This window comes from Sphingomonas sp. 67-41 (genome assembly GCF_001899725.1).
Classification (GTDB): Bacteria; Pseudomonadota; Alphaproteobacteria; order Sphingomonadales; family Sphingomonadaceae; genus Sphingomonas; species Sphingomonas leidyi.
Genome location: NZ_MKWJ01000023.1, coordinates 1 through 18,700 on the forward strand (window position 1 = coordinate 1; position 18,700 = coordinate 18,700).

Below are 18,700 nucleotides of genomic sequence, written 5' to 3' on the forward strand. Positions count from 1 at the left end.
CTCGACCCTGAACGGCAATGCGGCAGGCCCGCTCGTCGTGCAGGCAGGCACGCTGGCGCTGAACGGCACCACGGGCGGCGATGTCGCCGTCAATGGCGGCACGCTCGCGCTCGGCGCATCGAACCGCCTGGCCGACACCGCCACGGTAACCGTCGCATCGGGCGCGACGCTCAACCTCGGATCCTACAGCGACACGATCGGCGCCCTTGGCCTGAGCGGCACGCTGGCCGGCACCGGCACGCTCACCGCCGGCCAGTACCAGCTCACCGGCGCGACCGTGAACGCCAATCTCGGGGCAGGCACGGTGTTCAACCTGGGCGGCAGCTCGACCCTGAACGGCAACGCGGCAGGCCCGCTCGTCGTGCAGGCGGGCACGCTGGCGCTGAACGGTACCACGGGCGGCGATGTCGCCGTCAATGGCGGCACCTTGGCACTCGGCGCGGCAAATCGCCTGGCCGACACTGCAAATGTCACCGTCGCCTCGGGCGCGACGCTGGATATCGGCACGTACAGCGACACGATCGGCGCCCTTGGCCTGAGCGGCACGCTGGCCGGCACCGGCACGCTCACCGCCGGCCAGTATCAGCTGACCGGCGCGACCGTGAACGCCAACCTCGGTGCGGGCACCGTGTTCAACCTGGGCGGCGCCTCGACGCTCAACGGCAAGGTGGCCGGCGATATCGCGGTCCAGGGCGGCACGCTGACGCTCGGCACCTCGAACCGCATCGCCGACGCGGCGACCGTGCTGGTCAGCACCGGCGCCACGCTCGACCTCGGCGCGAACAGCGACACGGTGGGCGTCTTCGCGCTCGGCGGCACGCTGGCCGGCACCGGCACGCTCACCGCCGGCCAGTATCAGCTTACCGGCGCGACCGTGAACGCCAGCCTCGGCGCCGGTACGCTCTACAACATCGGCGGCACCTCGGTGCTGAACGGGACGGCGGCAGCGAACGCCGTCACCGTCCAGGCCGGCACGCTGCGCCTGGGGGCCAGCGACCGCCTGGCCGACGGCGCGACGATCGGAGTCGCCTCGGGCGCGGCCTTCGACCTGGCCAACTTCAACGAGACCGTCGCCGGCATCTCCGGCCCCGGCACCATCGCGCTGGGCACCGGCCGCCTGACCCTGGCGAGCGGCGCCAACTCGGCCTTTGGCGGCGCGATCACCGGATCGGGCTCGATCGACAAGCAAGGCATCGGCACGCTGACGCTGGCCGGCACCTTCGCCACCACCGGACGCTTCGACGTGACGGCGGGCACCCTCGCCTTCTCCGGCTCCACCCAGGGCGGCATGCGCGTCCAGGGCGGCACGCTGATCGGCGGCGGCACGCTGGCGGGCGCGCTGACGATCAACTCGGGCACCTTCTCGCCGGGCGGTCTCGCCACCGGGGCGCTGGGCGCGATCAACCCGATCGGCAGCTTCACCGCGGGCAGCCTGACCGTCAGCGGCGGCACCCTGCTCTTCGACTTCGGCGGCACGAGCCTGAACTTCGCTTCGGACAGCATCAAGGTGAACGGCGCCGCCACGCTCACGGGCGGCACGGTTCAGGTCAACGCGCTGACCGCGGCGGCAAGCGACTATCGCTTCAACCAGCTCTACACCATCGTCCAGGCGAACGCCCTCACCGGCACCTTCGCCAACGGCTCCGTGTTCGCCACCGTGGCGAGCAACCCGAGCCTGAAGTGGCGCCTGCGCTACGATCTGGTCGCCAACGCCGTCGTCCTCCAGGTCCAGAAGAACATGGAGTTCAACGACGGCGTGGCGGCGGGCGACACGAATAGGCTCGCAGTCGCCAATGCGCTCGGCAACTCCACCACCGGCAACGCCTCGGATCAGTGGGCGGCGACGCTCAACACGATCACTTCGCTCGACACCCGGCAGCGCGTCGCGGCGTTCGGGAGCTTCAGCGGCGAAGTCCTCGCCAATGTCTCGACCGCGACGATTTCGGCGAACAACCTGTTCACCGACCTGCTCCGCCGGCGCGTGGGCGATGGCAGCGATGCGCTGATCGGCGGCGGGTTCGCCGGCGCGAGCCTGGCCGATGTCCGCACCACCAGCACGGCGGGCAACGGCTTCGCCAGCGCACTCTCCGGCGCAACGCTGCCGGGCGCGGGCAATGACGATACGGGCAATGGCGGCGTCTGGGGCCAGGTCTATGGCGGCTATCAGAAGCTGCTGGGCGACAGCGTACATGCCGGCCTCGACACGACCGTGGCGGGCGTCGCCATGGGCGTGGAGACCCGGCTGGACGGCTTCACCGCGGGCATCGCCGGCGGCGTCGCCCAGATCGATGCGGATATGGACAGCCGCTCCTCGACGGTGAGCGGCAACCAGTATCAGCTGGGCGGCTATCTGAGCTACGATGCGGGCAGCGCCTTCGTCGCCGCTTCGGGCAGCTGGTATTCGAGCGACCTGAACAGCAAGCGCACGCTGGCCATCGGCACGACCACGGCGCTCGCCACCGGCGACATCCGCGCCACCGGCTATTCGGTAGGCATCTCCGGCGGCTTCCGCACCGAGTTCGCGAACGGCCTGCGCCTCGCCCTGATCGGCAGCGCAAGCAAGGTCCGCGACCAGCGCGACGGCTTCACCGAGAATGCCGCCGGCGGCCTGGGCCTGCAGATGGCGTCGGCCAACCGCGACCTGTTCACCGCGGGCGCGGAGCTGCGCCTTGGCGCCAGGGTGAAGGCCGGCGGGGGCACGGCGATGCCATGGGTCAGCATGGGCGTCCGCTACAATTCGGGCGATCTCGATACCGTCGGCGCCGTCCGCTTCTCGGGTGCGCCGAGCGGCACCGGTGGCTTCGGCGTGACCGGCGTGCGGATCGCCCCGGTGCTCGGTACGCTGGGCGTGGGCATCGATGCCCGGGCCAGCAAGAATGTCCGGCTGGGCATCGCGCTGGAAGGCTCGGCAGGCGAGAACACCCGCGAGGGCCGTGCATCGGTCCGCGTGAAGATCGGCTTCTGACGACAGTCGGCGCCAGGGTGCGGAGGGCCTGGAATCCCGCTCCGCACCGTGGCGCCGTTGCAGGCCTCACTCGGGGGGGCCGAGAGCCCGGGCAGGAAGACTGCACGGGCTCTCTTGCCGTCTGCCGCCGGCGCTGTCCTCGTCCGGCGGCCCCGCCCCGCGCCGTCAGACCAGCTTCAGGTCGGCCGGCCGCGCCTGAGGAAAGACCGTCGCCATCCGGTCGGCCGACAGCCCATATTGCCGCGCGACCAGCCCGCCGATCAGCGCGCGGTAATCGGTCAGCACCGGCAGGTCGCGCGCCTGGTTGAGCGTCGCGGCCGAGAGCGCCACCTGCGCGCCCGCCATCCGGCCGCCCGCAACGTCGCCGCCCATCACCCAATAGATGCTGCCATGGCCGTGATCGGTGCCCTTGTCCCCGTTCTCGCGGAACGTGCGGCCGAATTCGGAGACGACTACCACGGTGGTCGATCCCCAGGCCCTGGCGCCGAGCGCGTCGACGAATCCGGCCAGGCCGCGCCCGAGTTCGCCGATCCGGTCGGCCAGATAGCCGCTCGCATTGCCCTGGTTGACGTGCGTATCCCATCCGCCGACATCGACGAACGCCAGGTTGAACCGGTCACGCATCAGCGCGCCGATGCGCCGCGCCGAGAGTTCGAACCCCTTGCTGCTCACCGCACCCCGTCCCGCCGCCTTCATCTCCTGGTCGAGCGTGTCGAACACGGTTTCGCGGACATGGAAGCCTTCGGCGACGGATTGCGCGAGTTGCCCTCGCTTCCCGTACATCGACTCGATGATCGCCGTCTGGCGCCGGTCGATCGGCTTGCCGACATTCGTGAGCCCGAGATTGGGCACCGGCACCGGATCGCCGCGGAAGCACAGCGGCAACTGATCGGTGAAGGCGATGGGCCGGTCGTCCCTGCCCAGCATTTGCGCCAGGCGAGCCAGGAAGCCGGAGCCATAGTTGCGCGAGCCGCCGACAGGCTGGCCCAATTCTATCGTGTCCTGCGTTTCGAAATGGCTGCGGCTCAGGTCGTCGGTGCCGGCGAACGGCACGAACGCGATCTGTCGCTGCCGCCACAGCGGAAGGATGCTCTCCTTGAGCGCGGGATGCAGGCTCCAGTCGCCGTCCAGGGGCAATGCCGCCTTCGGATCGGCGGGATTGGGCCTGGCGAGCGCGATCGTCGGACGCGACTGGTAATAGAAATCGCTGCCCGTAGGAACGATGATGCTCGTCGCGTCATAGGCGCCCCGCAGGAACACGACGAGCAGCCGGCTGCCCGCCTGCGGCGCGGCAAAGGCACGGCCGGCGACGATCGAGGGCGCGAACGCGGCGGCGCCCTTCAGAAGATCTCGGCGTTGGATAGGCGGCATCACGACATCTCCTGCCGTTCAACGGTGCATGAATTCGGGGGAGGACAGGTACAGCGCGTTCCACTCCTGCGGCGACGTCGCCTTGGCCAGGGCGTCGCGCGTCGGCTGGCCCAGCGTGGTGCCGAGCCCCCCGAAATAGAGCGCATTCTGCAGCTGCGGAAAGGCCGGCTGGTCGGCGGAGGCGCCCGGTGGGCGAAACAGGCCGGCCGATCCGCCACCGATCTGGCGGGCGATGTCGAACCGGGTCGCCATCTGGCCGGGGCCGGACCAGGCGTCCGACCGCATGTCATAGCCATCGGGCGTCTCGTGGTTGTAGAGCCCTTCCCCCATCCGGTTGAGCCAGCCGACGATCGGCTGGGTATTCAGGATCACCCGGTCGCCATAGGCATAGCGCACGGCCGATATCGCATAATGGGCCGGATCCTTGAACACCGTCCCGAGCGAGGCCCTGAACGCCGGCGCCCCGATCATCGCGCGCAGCACCCTGGCGATGTCGCCATCGCTATGCCGAAACGCCTGTTCCATGCGTGCCACGACGTCCGCGGGCGGCGTATCGCCCATGAAATAGGTCGCGATCTGGAGCGAAACATGATGCGCGGTCGCGGGCGAGGAAGCGATCAGGTCGAGCGCTTCCTCGACCTCGGCGAAACCGCGCCCCTTGATGTCATGCCCCAGGAAATGCTTGTCGCCGAAATCGTGGCGCGCGGGATTGAATTCGAACAGGCCGGCGCGGACGTAGAGCGGCTGCCATTGCGGCTTCAGCCTGGGCGGATCGGGCTTCAGGTCGACGCCGACGCCGGTCAGGATCCGCGCCAGTTCCTGCACGTCCTGCTGCGAATAGCCGGAGCCCACGCCCATCGTGTGCAGCTCCATGATCTCGCGCGCATAATTCTCGTTGATATGCCCCGCCGCATTCTGGTCGTTGTCGAGATAGCGCAGCATCGCGGGATGGCGCAGCGTCGCCTCGAGCAGGTCGCGGAACTTGCCCAGCGCGCGGGCGTGGATCGTGTCTTCATAGTCGCCGACCATTGCGCGCACGTCGCGCTTCGGCGCGTGGACGTTGAAGTGGTTGAACCAGAACCACGTCATCTGCTCGCGCAACTGATCCGGGCCATAGAGCGCGCGCAGGATCGACCTTGCGCGCGCCTCGTCGGCGAGCGCGTTCATGTCCTTCTGATAGGCGTCGCGTGCCGCCTTGCGCTGGTCGGGATCGGTCATTGCGTTGGCGGCGCGGATCGCGGAATCCTCCTCGACCACCAATTGCGCCATCGGCTCGCGGACGATCCGCATCGCATCGACCTGGCGCTGCGCGTCGGGCGGCAGCGCCCCGGGGCCGGCGCGCAATTGCACGTCGAGCCAGCGGCCGGCATCGGGCGCGGTGCCGCCGCGGGAGGCAGCCGAACCCTCGACGCCCCAGGTCAGCCTGTCTGCCCAGGCCAGGTTCTTGACGGGGATGCCGGCGGACTGCGCCTGCAGCGGTGGCGCCGACAGTGAACAGAGGGCCACGAGAACCGTACGGATGCTCAGCTGAACTCTCATCATCGGCCGACGATTCCCGAGCGACCGGCCAATGCGACGCCGCCTGCCAGACCCGTCGGGTCCACAAGCCCCTGCGCTTCACCGGCGCGATCCATTGCCCCGAACATGCGCGTTCCAAAATGAACCGGCGCTGTCCGGAAAGCGCGCCTGGACGGGAATTGGGCCGCTAGGCTGGAGACTCACATTCCTTCAATCGCCATCCCCGCGAAGGCGGATATAGCGAAGGAAAATCAGATACTTGTCTGGGTTCCCAACCTGGCCGATCAGCAACCGACGCTCATATCGTCATGGCTGCGTTCGCCGCATCGGTGACCAGGCGCGCCCGAAGCGCCCGCTTGTCCACCTTGCCAACGCTGGTCCGGGGAAGGGTTTCAAGCACGAAGACTCGTTCGGGAATGGCGTATCCGCTCAGACGCCCGGCATCGACATGGCGCATCAGGCCTTCCCGCAACAGCTTGGTATCCGGCGGGCTGCCTGCAGCGGCCGCGACGACGAAGGCGACCGGCCGCTCGCCCCATTTGCCATCCGGAACCCCGATGATCGCAGCCTCGGCCACCCCGGGCAGCTCCATGAGAAGCTCCTCGATGGCGATCGAGGAAACCCACTCCCCGCCGGTCTTGATCACGTCCTTGAGGCGATCGACGATCCGGATGGCCCCGTCCCCGTCCGTGGCGGCAACGTCTCCGGTGTGCAGCCAGCCTCCCTCCCAGAGCGCGTCGGAAGCGGCCTGGGAACCATAGCCCTGGGTAAGCCAGGGCGCGCGCAGCAACAGTTCGCCCCCGCGCTCCGCGTCCACCCGTGCATGGACCAGCGGGATGGGAAAGCCGGCGCGGCAAAGTTCCGCGACATCGCCGCCCGGTGCGCGGGCCAATGCGACGACGGGCCCGGTCTCGGACATCCCGAAGCCGACCAGCGTCGACAGGCCGGCGCGCGCCGCCTCCTCCGCCAGCGCGGGCGCCAGCGCCGAGCCGCCGATAATCACCGTCCAGGGGCCGAGCGACTCCCCATCGTCCCGCGCGTCGAGCAGCATTCGCAGGATCGTCGGCACGCAGTGCGAGAAGCTCACGCGCTCGCGCTCCTTCAGCGCCAGCAGGCGCCTTGGATCATAGCGTCCCGGATAGACCTGTTTCAGCCCGAGCATCGTCGCGACGAACGGCAGGCCCCACGCATGGACATGGAACATCGGCGTCATCGGCATGTAGACGTCGCCGCGCCGGAGGCCCTGGCCGCTGGGCTGGTTCGCCAGGGTGGCCGCCAGCGCCAGGGTGTGGAGCACGAGCTGCCGGTGGCTGAAGAAGACCTGCTTGGGATTGCCCGTGGTGCCGGTGGTATGAAATGTGGTGGCGATCGCGTTCTCGTCGAAATCCTCGAAGCGGAAGGACGGCGCGGTAGCCGCGATCAGCGCCTCGTAGCTGTCCGCCTTCGCATCTTCCTCCATCGGGATCGCCCCATGGATCGCGGGAAGGTTCGGCCGGATCGCATCGAACAGCGGCGCGAAATCCGCGTGATGGAGCGCAAATACGGCGCCGGATTCGCGCAATGTGTACTCGATCTGCGCAGGCGACAGCCGGACGTTCACGGTCTGCAGGACCGCGCCCATCATCGGGATCGCGAAATAGCATTCGAGATAGCGATGGCTGTCCCAGTCCATCACTGCCACCGTATCGCCGGCACGCACCCCGCGCTCGGAAAGCAGCGTCGCAAGGCGAGTCACGCGATCGAGCAACGCGTCATAGGTGAGGTGCCACTGGCCGCTCACGATCTCCGCCGATGTCTGCCGCGCCACATTGGCGAGCAGATGGCGAAGCAGGAGCGGATAGGCATAGGCATCCTCCGCCGGGGTCGTCAGGATTCTGGGGGTGCCCATGGTTTCTCCGGCGGTCATTGCGATCGGTTGGACGGGGTGCGCCGCGGCGAACGGCAGGCGCCGCGCCTGCTGGTGTCCGTCCCGGTCACCGGCTTTGCGCCAAGACTGGGATCGCCGCCCTTGAGCGCCGCCATCGGAATCTTGTCCGCCTGGCGGATGACATCGGCGAGCATGGCCGTCTGCCGTGCGGCCAGCCCGGCGTCCAGCTTGTCGATATGGCCGTTGGGCGCGATGCTGAGCAGGTAGCTGGGGCCGCCGATCAGCCCCATGTGCGGAACGCCGCTTTCATGGAACACCACGCCCGTCGTGACTCCCGGCCCCGGCTCGACGCCGTGCCGCAACAGGTCGTGCCGCTTGATGCCCGCCACCACGATGTCGGTCAGCGGGCCGGCCGAGGTCGGGCAGTTCATATATTCATTGTGCCCGGTGGGCGCGTAACCCTTGCCGGGGATGTCCAGCCATTCGCTCGAGCCCAGATGCTCGATCGTGAACGCCGCCGCCGCGCGCTTCATGAGTTCGGGATGCGCCAGCGCCCAGCCCGGTGCTTCCGGCATCTCGCCCGTCATGTGGCCGGGCCAGCCCGCGAAGACGATGCTTCTGCGCAGCCGCTCGCCCTGGGGCAGGCTCGCGAAGTGGCGAGCGAGGTGCAGCAGGGTGATGCAGCCATTCTCCTCGACGAAATTCTGGCCGTCGGTATGGGTGTCGACGATCATCACCTCGTCGCTTTCGCCGGGGAGGATCGCGGTCAGCTGCGGCACGTCGCCCGTCGTCCATTCGGCATCGAGCGTAAGATGCGCCGTCCTGCCGGCCTTGGCCGCGCGGCGGAGCTCCTCGCCCGCGTCCTGGCCGACGAAGAGTGCCGGCAGCTTCGGCCGGTAGTGCGAGGCATGCGGAGAGTAGTTGCCCTCGATCATCGCCGAGGAGACGTCCATGATGATCGCGACGCCGACGACACCGCGCGCGGCAAGGTCGTCGAGCGGGAATGCCGGGGTCGTCCACAGCCGGTGATAGGGCGTGTCGAGCGAGGCCGCCTTCGGCTCATCGCCCATATGGACGAAGTGCGGATGGGTCAGGCTCCCCATCGTCAGGCGCGGAAGCTGCCCGTCGAAGACGAGGATGCTGCCCTTGGGGAAGTCCGGAAGCGCATCGGGGCCGGTCGGCTTCAGCAAGCCGCCATAGACGAGAGGCCCGGTGACCCCCTCCGGGCCGGTAGGCGCCGAACGGACGAAGAAGGTGACCTTGGCGATGGGCCGCCGCACGCCATCGTCCAGCACGTCGAGGCTGACGCGCCTGGGATCCCAGCGCCGATAGCTGTACGATTCGCACGGCCCCAGCATGAGGCCGGCGTCCTGAAACTGGCCGGCCATCCAGTCCACGAATGCCAGGTGGTTGGCATTGCCGGGAAGCCGAGGGCCGAAATCGACCATCTGCTGATAGTCCCGCCGGATATCCGCGGCGGACGGCAGCGGCACCGGCGCCCGGCGATGCCGGCCGGTGCCGAGCGCGCGACCCGCGGCACTGGCGCTGGCCAGCGCACAAGCGGCGGCAAGGAGCGCGCTCCGGCGGGAAATGAGCGATGGGTCATGCATGCGGACGATCTCCCATTCATGTTCGGCAGCGATCTCTCGCCTGGTCAGAATTTGATGTTCACACCCGCCGTGAACTGGCGTCCAGTCACGTCGTAGAGCAGCGGATTGGTGGGAATGAACGTGAAGAGCGTGCCGTTCGGCGCCAGCGGCGGGGCGCGATCGAACAGGTTGTTGACGGTCAGGAAGAAACGATAGCCCTCCTTGAGCCGCACCGCGGCGGTCAGGTCGGTGTAGAAGACCGACTTCACGCGGTTGTTCTCGATGGTCCTGGGCTCCACCCGGGTGACGTCATAGGTCCCCGCGCCGATGAAGCGCTCCTGCACGAAGAGCTCGACCGGTCCGCTCTTCCAATCCAGGCTGCCTGTCGCGCTCCAGCGCGGATTGGCGCTGAGGCCGACTTCCCCTGCCCGGTCGATCGATGGGCCGTTGCTGATGTCCTGCCGCTGCTTGTCGAGATAGCTGGCGATGAACCGCACGCTCGCCGCACCGCCAAGGACCTGTCCGCGCGGCCGGTAACCGAGCTCGATGTCGAGGCCGGATGTCGCCAGCCGGTTGAGGTTCAGGGTCGGCGATTCGATCCGCGTGATCTGCCCCGCCGTGTTGCGCGTGATGTTCGCGCAGAGGCTTGTGGCGCCCGCGAGGCACTGGTTCAGGGTCAGTTGCGGCGTGAGCGACGAGATGATGCCGGCGATGTCGATGGAGTAATAATCGACCGACAAGGTCAGGCCCGGCGCGAAGGCGGGGCTCAGGACGATGCCCGCGGTGTAGGTATCGGCCTTTTCCGGCTGCAGCGACGGGTTGCCGCGCGCCGCCTGGACGATGGGCACGGTGATGCCGTTCTCGATCACCGAGCCGGTGTTCTGCACGATCCCGGCGAACAGCTCCGGCACGTTGGGCGCCCGGATATCGCGCGAGGCGGTGCCGCGCAGGCGCACCCCGGCGGCCGGCTCCCAGACCATGCCGGCCTTCCAGGTCGTCACCCCGCCGCTGGTGCTGTAGTTGGTGTATCGCACGGCGCCGTTGATATCGAGCGCATGAAGGAAGGGCAGATCGCGGGCGAGCGGCACCGCCGCCTCCGCGAACACTTCCCACAGATGGTACCCGCCCTTCACCGGAAAGACGTTGGTGAGCAGCCAGCCGCCGGGCTGGTTCTGATAGGCCGGAGGGAAGCCGCGAATGCCGGTGGCATCGTTGATGCTCTGGGCGATGTCGTCGGCGACCTGGTTCAGCGCGACGCGACGATACTGGCCACCGGCCGCGATGGAGACCGGGCCCGCCCAGGTGGAGAAGGGCTGCGCGCGCAACGAGAGGTCGGCAACGTCCTGGGTGAAGTTGGTGGTGTAGCTCGACGCGCCCTCGACATAGGCTATGGCAGCCTGGGAGGGGGCGCCGGCCCCGAACAGGTTGATCGGAACGCAGCCGGGGTACAGGCCCGGATTGGTGAGCGCGACCCGGCAGACGATCTGGCTGGTGGCAGGATCGCGCACGGCGTCCGCCGCGGCATAGAGGCGTTCGAGCGCGACATTGTTGTAGGTCCGGATGTTCGTCCGGTTCCTGCCATGCTCGAAATAGCCTTCGATCTGGAGCCCGCCCGCCCCGGCGAAGCGGAAGCCGGCGGTGAGATCGAGCGTGCGCGCCCGCGCCGTCGCGTTCGCCGGCTCCCCGAAGTCGAAATTGACCCGGCCCATCGCAAATGCGGGCGTGTTCGTGTCGGTCAGGACCTGCTGGACCGCCGGGTTCAGAAAGGCATTGCCGCTGAAGATGGTGAAGCCGTTGAAGCCGCCCGGGTTGAACTGCTGGGCCTGGTTGTAGTGGTTGCGCGCAAGCGCCAGGCTGCCCTGGGCGTAGAGCGTGAGCGACGGCGTGACGTCGAACTCCGCGTGCCCGAAATAGCTGCGGGTGGTGACGTCGGCGGAAAGGTTGCTGAACACCTGGGCGCCGTCGCCGCCGACCTGGATGAGCCCCGATTGCGCCGACCCGCGCGAATAGGGAACGAGCGTCCCGCCGGGCGCGAATTGCTGGAACGCCAGGGGCCCGCTCAGGATCAGGCCGCCAGGAGACGCAGTCGACGACCGCAGATCGTTCCGGAAGATCAACTGCCCGGGAACGGCCGGATTGCCGAGGAAGCCGGTGCCGCGCCGGCCCCAGTCCCGATCGCCGACGCTCTGGATGCCGCCCATCTCGAAATAGGTGGCGCTTGCCACGATCCGCCCGCGCCCTTCCGCGAAGGACTGGCCGGCGGTGATGCTGGCCTTGTAGGTCGGGGCGTCTCCCTTGTCGGAGATGCCGGCCTGCGCGGTCGCCTTGATCCCGGTGAAGCGCGTGTCGAGCACGAAGTTCACGACGCCGGCCACGGCATCGGACCCATAGGCGGCCGAAGCGCCGCCGGTCACGATGTCGACACGCTTCACCAGCTCCTGCGGAAACAGGTTGATGTCGGTCGAACCGTCGCGGGACGAGGGCGCCGCCCGGCGGCCGTCGATGAGCACCAGCGTGCGCTGCACCCCCAGATTGCGAAGGTTGAGATAGCTTCCGGACTGCGGCCCCACCGCCCCCGTGAAGGCGCCCGCGGGACGCGTCGACCCGCGGAACGACGGCAGCTGGTTGAGCGCCTCGCCGATCAGGCCGGGCTGGCCCTTGGCCAGGTCCTCGGCCGCCATGACCGTTACCGGCGTCGGCGCCTGCGATCCGTCGCGGATCGCCCGCGATCCGGTGACGACGATATCGGCACTACCGGCGGAGACCGCCCCCGCATCCCCCTGCGGATCCTGCGGCAGCGTCTCTCCCGACGCATTCGCTGCGGATTGCGCATATGCGGGAACCGCCATCAGCGCTGCCGAGCACGCGGACGCAAACAATATCGGCCTGATCATTGACCGCCCCTTTCCAGCTTGGGCGCGACCATCGTCGTCTGCCCGTCCTCTCCATCCAGAGACCTCCGCCAATAGCCGCCGCGAGTCAACATCTTTCTTTTGTTAGGAAGGAATATGTTCCCCGGTCACCGCGCCCCCTGAGGCCAAGCCCCTCCGGATCGGGGTTGAATCTATTTTCTTTCCTGGGAAAAAGTGCCTACCGAAGATCGGAAGCCCGAGCATCGGCTCAAGTTTCAATCGCCCCTTGAAAGAGGGGAGCGGCAGCAGTTTCAACCGAGGTCTGGACGTGACAACGCAAGGGAAGTCGAGAAAGTCGCCATCGTCGCGGCGCTCGAATGCCGAACGCCGCGAAGAGTCGATGACGATCATTCTCGATCATGCCGAGGCGGAATTCGCCTCCAAGGGCTATGACGGCACCACATTCGTCAGCGTTGCCGAAGCCGCGGGCGTGGATGCCGCGCTGATGCGCTATTATTTCGGCGACAAGGAGCAGCTGTTCGCGGCCGTTTTCCGGAGGCGCGGCCCCATGGTCAACGCGCTGCGCGTGCAGGCACTGGACGCGTATCGCGCCGCGACGGGCGGACAAGGCACGCTCGAGGGGCTCATCGAAGCATTTACCCGCCCCGGCTTCGAATTCGGCATGTTGAGCGACGGCCATCGCAACTACGCCGCTATCGTCGCATTCGTGAACAGTTCGCGCGGCACGATGCACGCGCTGATGTCGGAAGTCTTCGACGAGGTTTCCCGCGTGCTGATCGACGACATGCAGCGGCTGATGCCCGATGTCCCACGGGAAACGCTATATTGGGGCTATCACTTCCTCACGGGCGCCTTCACCTTCTCGCTCGGCCAGACCGGCCGCATCGACCGCATCTCCGGAGGCTCCGTCTCCTCCGAGGATTTCGCTGGAATTGCCGATCGCCTGCCTGCCTTTGTCGCTGCCGGCATAAGGTCGCTGGCCGCGCGCTGATCGTGCGCCCTTCCGGCACGGCCGGAATGCACGAACCGGTTCAGAAGGCCGGGATCACCGCCCCGCCATATCTGCGCTCGATGAACGCCCTCGTCTCGGGGCTGTGCAGCGCCGCGACCAGCTTTTGAACGCGCGGGTCGTTCTTCGCGCTTTCCTGGCCCACGATGAAGTTCACATAGGGGCTGTCCTTGCCCTCGATCGCCAGCGCATCGCGCCTTGGGTTCAGCTTCGCATCGAGCGCATAGTTGGTGTTGATCAGCGCCAGATCGACCTGGTCGAGCACCCGCGGCAGCGTCGCCGCCTCGAGTTCGCGGAACTTGAGGTTCCTGCGGTTCTCGACGATGTCCTTGGGCGTGGCCGAAACGGCCTTGGGATCGAGCAAGGTGATCAGCCCGGCCCTGGCGAGCAGCTGCAGCGCGCGGCCGCTGTTGCTCGGGTCGTTAGGGATCGCGATCGTCGCGCCCTCGGGCACGTCCGCAATCGCCTTCCACTTGCGCGAATAGGCACCCATCGGCTCGACATGCACGCCGGCAATCGTCACCAGATGCGTGCCCTTGGCCCGGTTGAACTCGGCGAGATAGGGCGCGGTCTGGAAGTAATTCACCAGGATCCGGCCTTCCGCCACCTGCGTGTTGGGCTGAACATAATCGTTGAACACCCGAACATCGAGCTTCAGCCCCTGCCTGGCCAGCGCCGGCTTCACGAATGCGAGGATCTCGGCATGCGGCACCGCCGTAGCGGCCACGCTCAGCATGTCGGGATCCTCGGTCTTCGCGGATTTGCCGCAGCCGGCGAGCGCGAAGGCGGCTAGAGCGGTGAGGAGCAGGCGTCGTTGCATCGGAAATCCTATCGGCGGGTAAAGTGGCGGACGAGGCGGTCTCCCGCCATCTGGAGAAGCTGGACGAGGACGAGCAGCAGCGCGACGGTGACCAGCATCACATCGGTCTGGAAGCGTTGATAGCCGAAGCGGATGGCGAGATCGCCAAGGCCGCCGGCGCCGACGGCGCCCGCCATGGCGGTGAACGAGACGAGTGCGATCGCAGTGACGGTCGCCCCCGCCAGGATCCCGGGCAGCGCCTCGGGCAGCAGAGCCCGAAACACCAGGTCGCGCGTGGTCGCTCCCATGGCCTGGACCGCTTCGATGGTGTTGCGATCGACTTCGCGCAGCGCGGTCTCGACCAGCCGCGCGAAGAATGGCGCCGCCCCGACCACCAATGGCGGGATCGCGCCCGCCACGCCGAGCGAAGTGCCGGCCAGCAACACCGTCAGCGGGATCATCACGATCAGCAGGATGATGAAGGGCACGGAGCGCAACAGGTTGACGGCGAGCGCCAATCCCCCGCTCACCACGCGATTCTGCCAGATCTGCCCCGGGCTGGTGAGCAACAGCAGCACGCCGAGCGGCAAGCCCAGCGCCAGGGTCAGCAACAGCGAGCCGCCGAGCATCGCAAGCGTGTCGAGACAAGCCTGGCCGATCTCGCTCCAGTCGACATTGGCGAACCAGCCGTTCATGCCGCCACCTCGCCATGCTGACGCAGCGCCGCGAGCGCGGCTTCGGTGTTCCCGCCGGACAGGCCGAGAGTCAGCTGGCCGAAGCTGGCGTCCCTCAGCCGGCCGATCCGGCCGTCCAGGATTACGAAGTCCGTACCGGTCTCGCGCGCGATACGGGTGAGCACGGGCTGCAGGACCGCATCGCCTTGCAACGTCAGGCGGGCGAGCGGCCCGTCAAAGGCGAGCGGCCGCGCGTCCTCGCCGTCTTCGTCGATCAACGCGCGGGTCTCCGCTGCCCGCGGGCGAAGGAAGACATCGGCGACGCTGCCCGCCTCGACGACGCGGCCGGCGTGCAGCACCGCGACGCGATCGCAGACCTGACGGACGACTTCCATCTCGTGGGTGATCAACACGATGGTGAGCCCCAATTCGCGGTTGAGGTCGCCAAGGAGCGCGAGGATGCTGCGGGTCGTCTCCGGATCGAGCGCGCTGGTCGCCTCGTCGCAGAGCAGGATGTCGGGATCGGTCGCCAGCGCCCGGGCAATGCCGACGCGCTGCTTCTGCCCACCCGACAGCTGGGCGGGATATTTGGCGCGATGGTCGGCAAGGCCGACACGGGCGAGCAATTCGGGCACGCGCGCGGCGATCCGCGCCTTGTCGGCTCCAGCGATCCGCAGCGGCAGCGCGACATTGTCGAATATGGTGCGCGAACCGAGCAGCCCGAAATTCTGGAAGATCATGCCCACGCGCCGACGCAACGCGCGCAGGCCCTCGCCGGAGAGGCCGTCCAGCGCAATGCCGTCGATCTCGACCCTGCCGGCGGTAGGGCACTCGAGCCCGTTGAGCAGCCGCACCAGGGTGGACTTGCCCGCGCCCGAGCGGCCGATGATGCCGAACACTTCGCCGCGAGCGATCTCGAGGTCGACGCCAGCCAGCGCCGCATGACCATTGGCGAAGGCCTTATGAACGTTTTCGAGATGGATCATGGGCTTTCCGGATGGCGCCGGGCTGGGATTGCCCGGCAGGTTCACGAGCGACGTGGATAGCGCTTCTGCTTCGCCGCACGCACGAGATGAGCTTTAGCGTGCGATAGCCGAACTTGCTTCTTAATGCCTACTCGATCAGTATGAATTTGATGCGTGCCGATGAAGCCAGCATTCGCTCTCGTCCGGCTTCGTCGCTTCCCCGGGCTAGGTCATCCCCCCGAGCTCAGGTCTGGGCCGCGCTCTTCCCCCCGATGAGCGCGGCCCCTCTTTCCCTCAGGCTTCGGGCCGGACAGTCGGCCGGGTATTGGGATAGATCTGCTCGACCCTGGGCTCGCCGGGCGCCGGGCCGCGCATCCCATAGGCGTTCACCGGCTGCGAACGGTTCACCCAGAGCGCATAATAGAGATGGTCGGCGCGCGGATCCTCGGTGTTCGGATGGAGCAGGATGGTGAGGCCGAGGCTGTTGAGCTGCAGCCACGGCACGATCACCGGCAGCAGATCGTTGGTGAAGCCGAAATAGAAGGACGGCGTGACGTGCGGCCCGCGCGGCTCGAGGTTCCAGTTGCCGAGTTCGACGGAGAAGCGCTCGGCCGCCCATTTGCGGATCAGCGCCGCCTTCGCGTAGCTGTCCTCGTCGAAATAGATGTGCGCATGATAGCTCTCGATATCGGTATAGGCGCGCGGAGCCGAGGGCAGCACCGCCTCGCCCGGACGTACCGAGCTGGGGCGCGGCGTTGGCTCCCTGTAGGTCTCATAGCCCCAGGGACTGCGGCCCGCTGCGCCCGGCGCGGGGGCGGCAACCGGCACGGTCTGCGCCCGCGCGTCCCGTGCCAGCCCGAGCGCAGCCAGCGCCGCGGCGCCGCCGCCGAGCAAGGCCCTGCGCCCGGGAGAAAGCAGATCGGCCCACATCTGGTCGTCGCGTTCGTTGAAGAAATTGGGTTCCAGCGACATGGGTCGTTCTCCGATGCGGTTCAAAGGACAAGCTTGCCGCCCACGATGGCGAGCGTTCCGGCAAGCACGGGACGCAGCACCCGATCGGGGACGCGCGTAGCGACAAGGCTGCCGACGACGATGCCGGGCACCGATCCCAGCAGCAGCGACCCGAGCAGTACGAAGTCGATCGAACCGAGAACCCAATGCCCGGCCCCCGCGATCAGGGTCAGCGGTACGGCATGGGCGATGTCGGAGCCGACGAGGCGATTGGTCGGGAGGCGCGGATAGAGGATCAGCAGCACGGTCATGCCGAGCGCGCCCGCGCCGACGGACGACAGCGAGACGAGCACGCCGAGCACCGCGCCAAGGACGATCGTCAGCGCCGCCACCTGGCGTTCGGGCCGCGGCGGTCGGTCGTTCGTGAAATATTCGACGATCCGGCGCCGGAAGAAGATCGCCACGGCGGTAGCGATCAGGGCGACGCCAAGCGTGAGGCTGATCACGCGGCCGGTGCTCTCGAGATGCGTCCCGAGCGCCGCCAGCGCCAGCAGCGTGACCAGCGTGGCCGGCACGCTCCCGATGGCCAGCCGCCGCACCACCTTCCAGTCGACCGTGCCGCCGGCGCCATGGACCGCAGTGCCCACTGCCTTGGTAGCCGAGGCATAGAGCAGATCGGTGCCCACCGCGGTGGCGGGATGGAAGCCGAAGACCAGGACGAGCAGCGGCGTCATCAACGAACCGCCACCGACACCCGTCATGCCGACAAGCAGGCCGACCAGCACCCCGGCGAGCGAATAGAGCGGATCGAAATGCGTCACCGACGGGCCACCGTCGCCGGGCGATAGGCCGGATCGCGCGCATCGCGCGCGGCTTGCGCCTTGGCGAGCGTCGGCGCATCGCGCGTCGCTTGCGGCGCGAACAGGCTGATCTTCACTGGGTTTCTCCCATGGTTTGATCCCGCAATGCGAGGCCATGGCCGCCGCCCGTTTATTCCTATTCATCAAATAGGAATTTAGGCGCGTGAAAATCTATCGCCGCCCCAAGCTGGCGTTGCGCGCGACGGGCCGCGCTATCGCATCCCCCTATCGTTCCCTGCCCGCATCCCGGCGCCGATCCCCTGTGCGTCAAGGGCGGAGCAGCATCTATCCCGCGCGCGCGGGCAGTCTGGCGACATCGATCTGCTCGCCCATCCATGCGCTGAAATCGACCATCGCGTCGTTGCTCCGCCAATCCGTACGCCGAACGAGATAATAGGCGTCGTCGGTGTGCAGCGGCTGGTCGAAGGGTATGACCAGATTGCCGCTCGCAAGCTCCGGCGAAATCAGGAACTCGGGTATCAGCGCGACGCCGACGCCGGCCGCCACCGCCTGAGCCAGCATCAGGAAATGCTCGAACCGCTGCCCCTGCAGCCTGGGCAGGTCGACGATCCCGCAATCCGCGAACCAGCGGTTCCAGGCATCGAGGCGGGATGCCTGGAACAGGAGCGGCTTGTCGATCAGGTCCGCCGGCGATCCTACCGGATGGGATGCCAGCCAATCGGCACTGCAAACCACCACCGCCCGCTCCCCGAACAAGCGCAGGTGCGAAGCGTCCGGCCAGTCCGGCTGGCCGAAATGGATCGCCCCGTCGAATCCCTCCTCTTCGAGGTCGAACGGAAAGGAACGCGCCGCGAAATTGACGGTCATCTCGGGGTGGCGCGCGGATAGTCCCGGCAGCCGCGGCGCGAGCCAGCGCATCCCGAAGCTCGGCAGCGTCGCGATCATCAGGGTCCGCCCGGTGCCGCTTGCCAGCCGGTCGGTGGCCAGCCGGATCCGATCCAGCGCCGGCCTGACTTCGTCGGCATAGGCGCGGCCGGCCGCGTTGAGGGTAACCCGGCGTCCATGCCGGTCGAACAGGCTCGCCTGCAGCCAGTCCTCCAGCAACGCCACCTGCCGGCTGACGGCGCTCTGCGTGAGGCCGATATGCGCTGCCGCCCGCGAGAAGCTGCCATGGCGCGCCGCGGCGACGAAGCTGTTGAGCGCCGCCATCGGGGGCAATAGCCGCCTGCCTTCACTCATTCCAAATGCTCATCTGTAGATGACACTAATCCGTTTTGAATCGCTCCATCCATACCTCA

13 protein-coding genes are annotated in these 18,700 nt (G+C 67.8%); 2 read left to right on the forward strand and 11 right to left on the reverse strand.

Annotation, left to right across the window (positions count from 1 at the left end; all coding sequences use genetic code 11):
• The coding region (locus BGP17_RS16660; protein WP_286712793.1) for an autotransporter outer membrane beta-barrel domain-containing protein at positions 1-2,965 on the forward strand (2,965 nt) is incomplete at its 5' end.
• A gap of 165 nt (positions 2,966-3,130) precedes the next feature.
• On the opposite strand, the gene BGP17_RS16665 is transcribed toward BGP17_RS16660, so the two are convergent.
• The 5 genes from BGP17_RS16665 to BGP17_RS16685 all read right to left on the reverse strand — a co-directional run bounded on the left by BGP17_RS16665 (position 3,131) and on the right by BGP17_RS16685 (position 12,159).
• The gene (locus tag BGP17_RS16665; RefSeq protein ID WP_286712794.1) at positions 3,131-4,336 is read right to left on the reverse strand and encodes a DUF1501 domain-containing protein; all 1,206 of its coding nucleotides are present in this window, start codon (positions 4,334-4,336) and stop codon (positions 3,131-3,133) included.
• Between the two features lie 18 nt (positions 4,337-4,354).
• Positions 4,355-5,878, reverse strand: coding sequence for a DUF1800 domain-containing protein (locus tag BGP17_RS16670; protein ID WP_286712795.1), 1,524 nt, complete (start codon positions 5,876-5,878; stop codon positions 4,355-4,357).
• Between the two features lie 274 nt (positions 5,879-6,152).
• Positions 6,153-7,742, reverse strand: coding sequence for a long-chain-fatty-acid--CoA ligase (locus BGP17_RS16675; RefSeq protein ID WP_286712796.1), 1,590 nt, complete (start codon positions 7,740-7,742; stop codon positions 6,153-6,155).
• A 14-nt stretch (positions 7,743-7,756) separates the two neighbouring features.
• Positions 7,757-9,331, reverse strand: coding sequence for a hypothetical protein (locus tag BGP17_RS16680; protein ID WP_286712797.1), 1,575 nt, complete (start codon positions 9,329-9,331; stop codon positions 7,757-7,759).
• A 44-nt stretch (positions 9,332-9,375) separates the two neighbouring features.
• Complete coding sequence (locus BGP17_RS16685) at positions 9,376-12,159, reverse strand: TonB-dependent receptor domain-containing protein (RefSeq protein ID WP_286712798.1); 2,784 nt, start codon at positions 12,157-12,159, stop codon at positions 9,376-9,378.
• A gap of 403 nt (positions 12,160-12,562) precedes the next feature.
• On the opposite strand from BGP17_RS16685, the gene BGP17_RS16690 reads away from it, so the two are divergent.
• Entirely contained in the window at positions 12,563-13,174 is a 612-nt protein-coding gene (locus BGP17_RS16690; RefSeq protein WP_167299377.1) for a TetR/AcrR family transcriptional regulator, read from the forward strand.
• A 40-nt stretch (positions 13,175-13,214) separates the two neighbouring features.
• Here BGP17_RS16690 and BGP17_RS16695 read toward each other — a convergent pair whose 3' ends face one another.
• From BGP17_RS16695 to BGP17_RS16720, 6 genes are all read right to left on the reverse strand, one after another.
• A complete protein-coding gene (locus BGP17_RS16695) occupies positions 13,215-14,012 on the reverse strand; it encodes a MetQ/NlpA family ABC transporter substrate-binding protein (RefSeq protein ID WP_286712799.1) in 798 nt (265 codons plus the stop codon).
• An 8-nt stretch (positions 14,013-14,020) separates the two neighbouring features.
• Positions 14,021-14,686 (reverse strand): methionine ABC transporter permease, encoded by a 666-nt coding sequence (locus BGP17_RS16700; RefSeq protein ID WP_286712800.1) that lies wholly within the window; start codon positions 14,684-14,686, stop codon positions 14,021-14,023.
• The gene (locus BGP17_RS16705; protein WP_286712801.1) at positions 14,683-15,651 is read right to left on the reverse strand and encodes a methionine ABC transporter ATP-binding protein; all 969 of its coding nucleotides are present in this window, start codon (positions 15,649-15,651) and stop codon (positions 14,683-14,685) included. Before BGP17_RS16705 ends, BGP17_RS16700 begins: the two co-directional genes overlap by 4 nt.
• 273 nt (positions 15,652-15,924) lie before the next feature.
• Positions 15,925-16,602, reverse strand: a complete 678-nt coding sequence (locus BGP17_RS16710) for a DOPA 4,5-dioxygenase family protein (RefSeq protein WP_167298485.1) — start codon at positions 16,600-16,602, stop codon at positions 15,925-15,927.
• A gap of 20 nt (positions 16,603-16,622) precedes the next feature.
• On the reverse strand, positions 16,623-17,402 hold the full coding sequence (locus BGP17_RS16715) for a sulfite exporter TauE/SafE family protein (protein WP_286712802.1): 780 nt from the start codon (positions 17,400-17,402) through the stop codon (positions 16,623-16,625).
• Positions 17,403-17,726: 324 nt separating this feature from the next.
• Positions 17,727-18,641 carry a LysR substrate-binding domain-containing protein gene (locus tag BGP17_RS16720; protein ID WP_286712803.1) on the reverse strand — a complete coding sequence of 305 codons (915 nt, stop codon included), beginning with the start codon at positions 18,639-18,641 and terminating at the stop codon, positions 17,727-17,729.
• Positions 18,642-18,700 lie beyond the last annotated feature (59 nt).

Bases quoted from the DNA above. Each gene is read 5' to 3' on its own strand.
- BGP17_RS16675 (WP_286712796.1), bottom strand. From the start codon at position 7,742: ATGGGCACCCCCAGAATCCTGACGACCCCGGCGGAGGATGCCTATGCC.
- BGP17_RS16665 (WP_286712794.1), bottom strand. From the start codon at position 4,336: ATGCCGCCTATCCAACGCCGAGATCTTCTGAAGGGCGCCGCCGCGTTC.
- BGP17_RS16700 (WP_286712800.1), bottom strand. From the start codon at position 14,686: ATGAACGGCTGGTTCGCCAATGTCGACTGGAGCGAGATCGGCCAGGCT.
- BGP17_RS16710 (WP_167298485.1), bottom strand. From the start codon at position 16,602: ATGTCGCTGGAACCCAATTTCTTCAACGAACGCGACGACCAGATGTGG.
- BGP17_RS16705 (WP_286712801.1), bottom strand. From the start codon at position 15,651: ATGATCCATCTCGAAAACGTTCATAAGGCCTTCGCCAATGGTCATGCG.
- BGP17_RS16720 (WP_286712803.1), bottom strand. From the start codon at position 18,641: ATGAGTGAAGGCAGGCGGCTATTGCCCCCGATGGCGGCGCTCAACAGC.
- BGP17_RS16695 (WP_286712799.1), bottom strand. From the start codon at position 14,012: ATGCAACGACGCCTGCTCCTCACCGCTCTAGCCGCCTTCGCGCTCGCC.
- BGP17_RS16690 (WP_167299377.1), top strand. From the start codon at position 12,563: ATGACGATCATTCTCGATCATGCCGAGGCGGAATTCGCCTCCAAGGGC.
- BGP17_RS16685 (WP_286712798.1), bottom strand. From the start codon at position 12,159: ATGGCGGTTCCCGCATATGCGCAATCCGCAGCGAATGCGTCGGGAGAG.
- BGP17_RS16670 (WP_286712795.1), bottom strand. From the start codon at position 5,878: ATGATGAGAGTTCAGCTGAGCATCCGTACGGTTCTCGTGGCCCTCTGT.
- BGP17_RS16680 (WP_286712797.1), bottom strand. From the start codon at position 9,331: ATGCATGACCCATCGCTCATTTCCCGCCGGAGCGCGCTCCTTGCCGCC.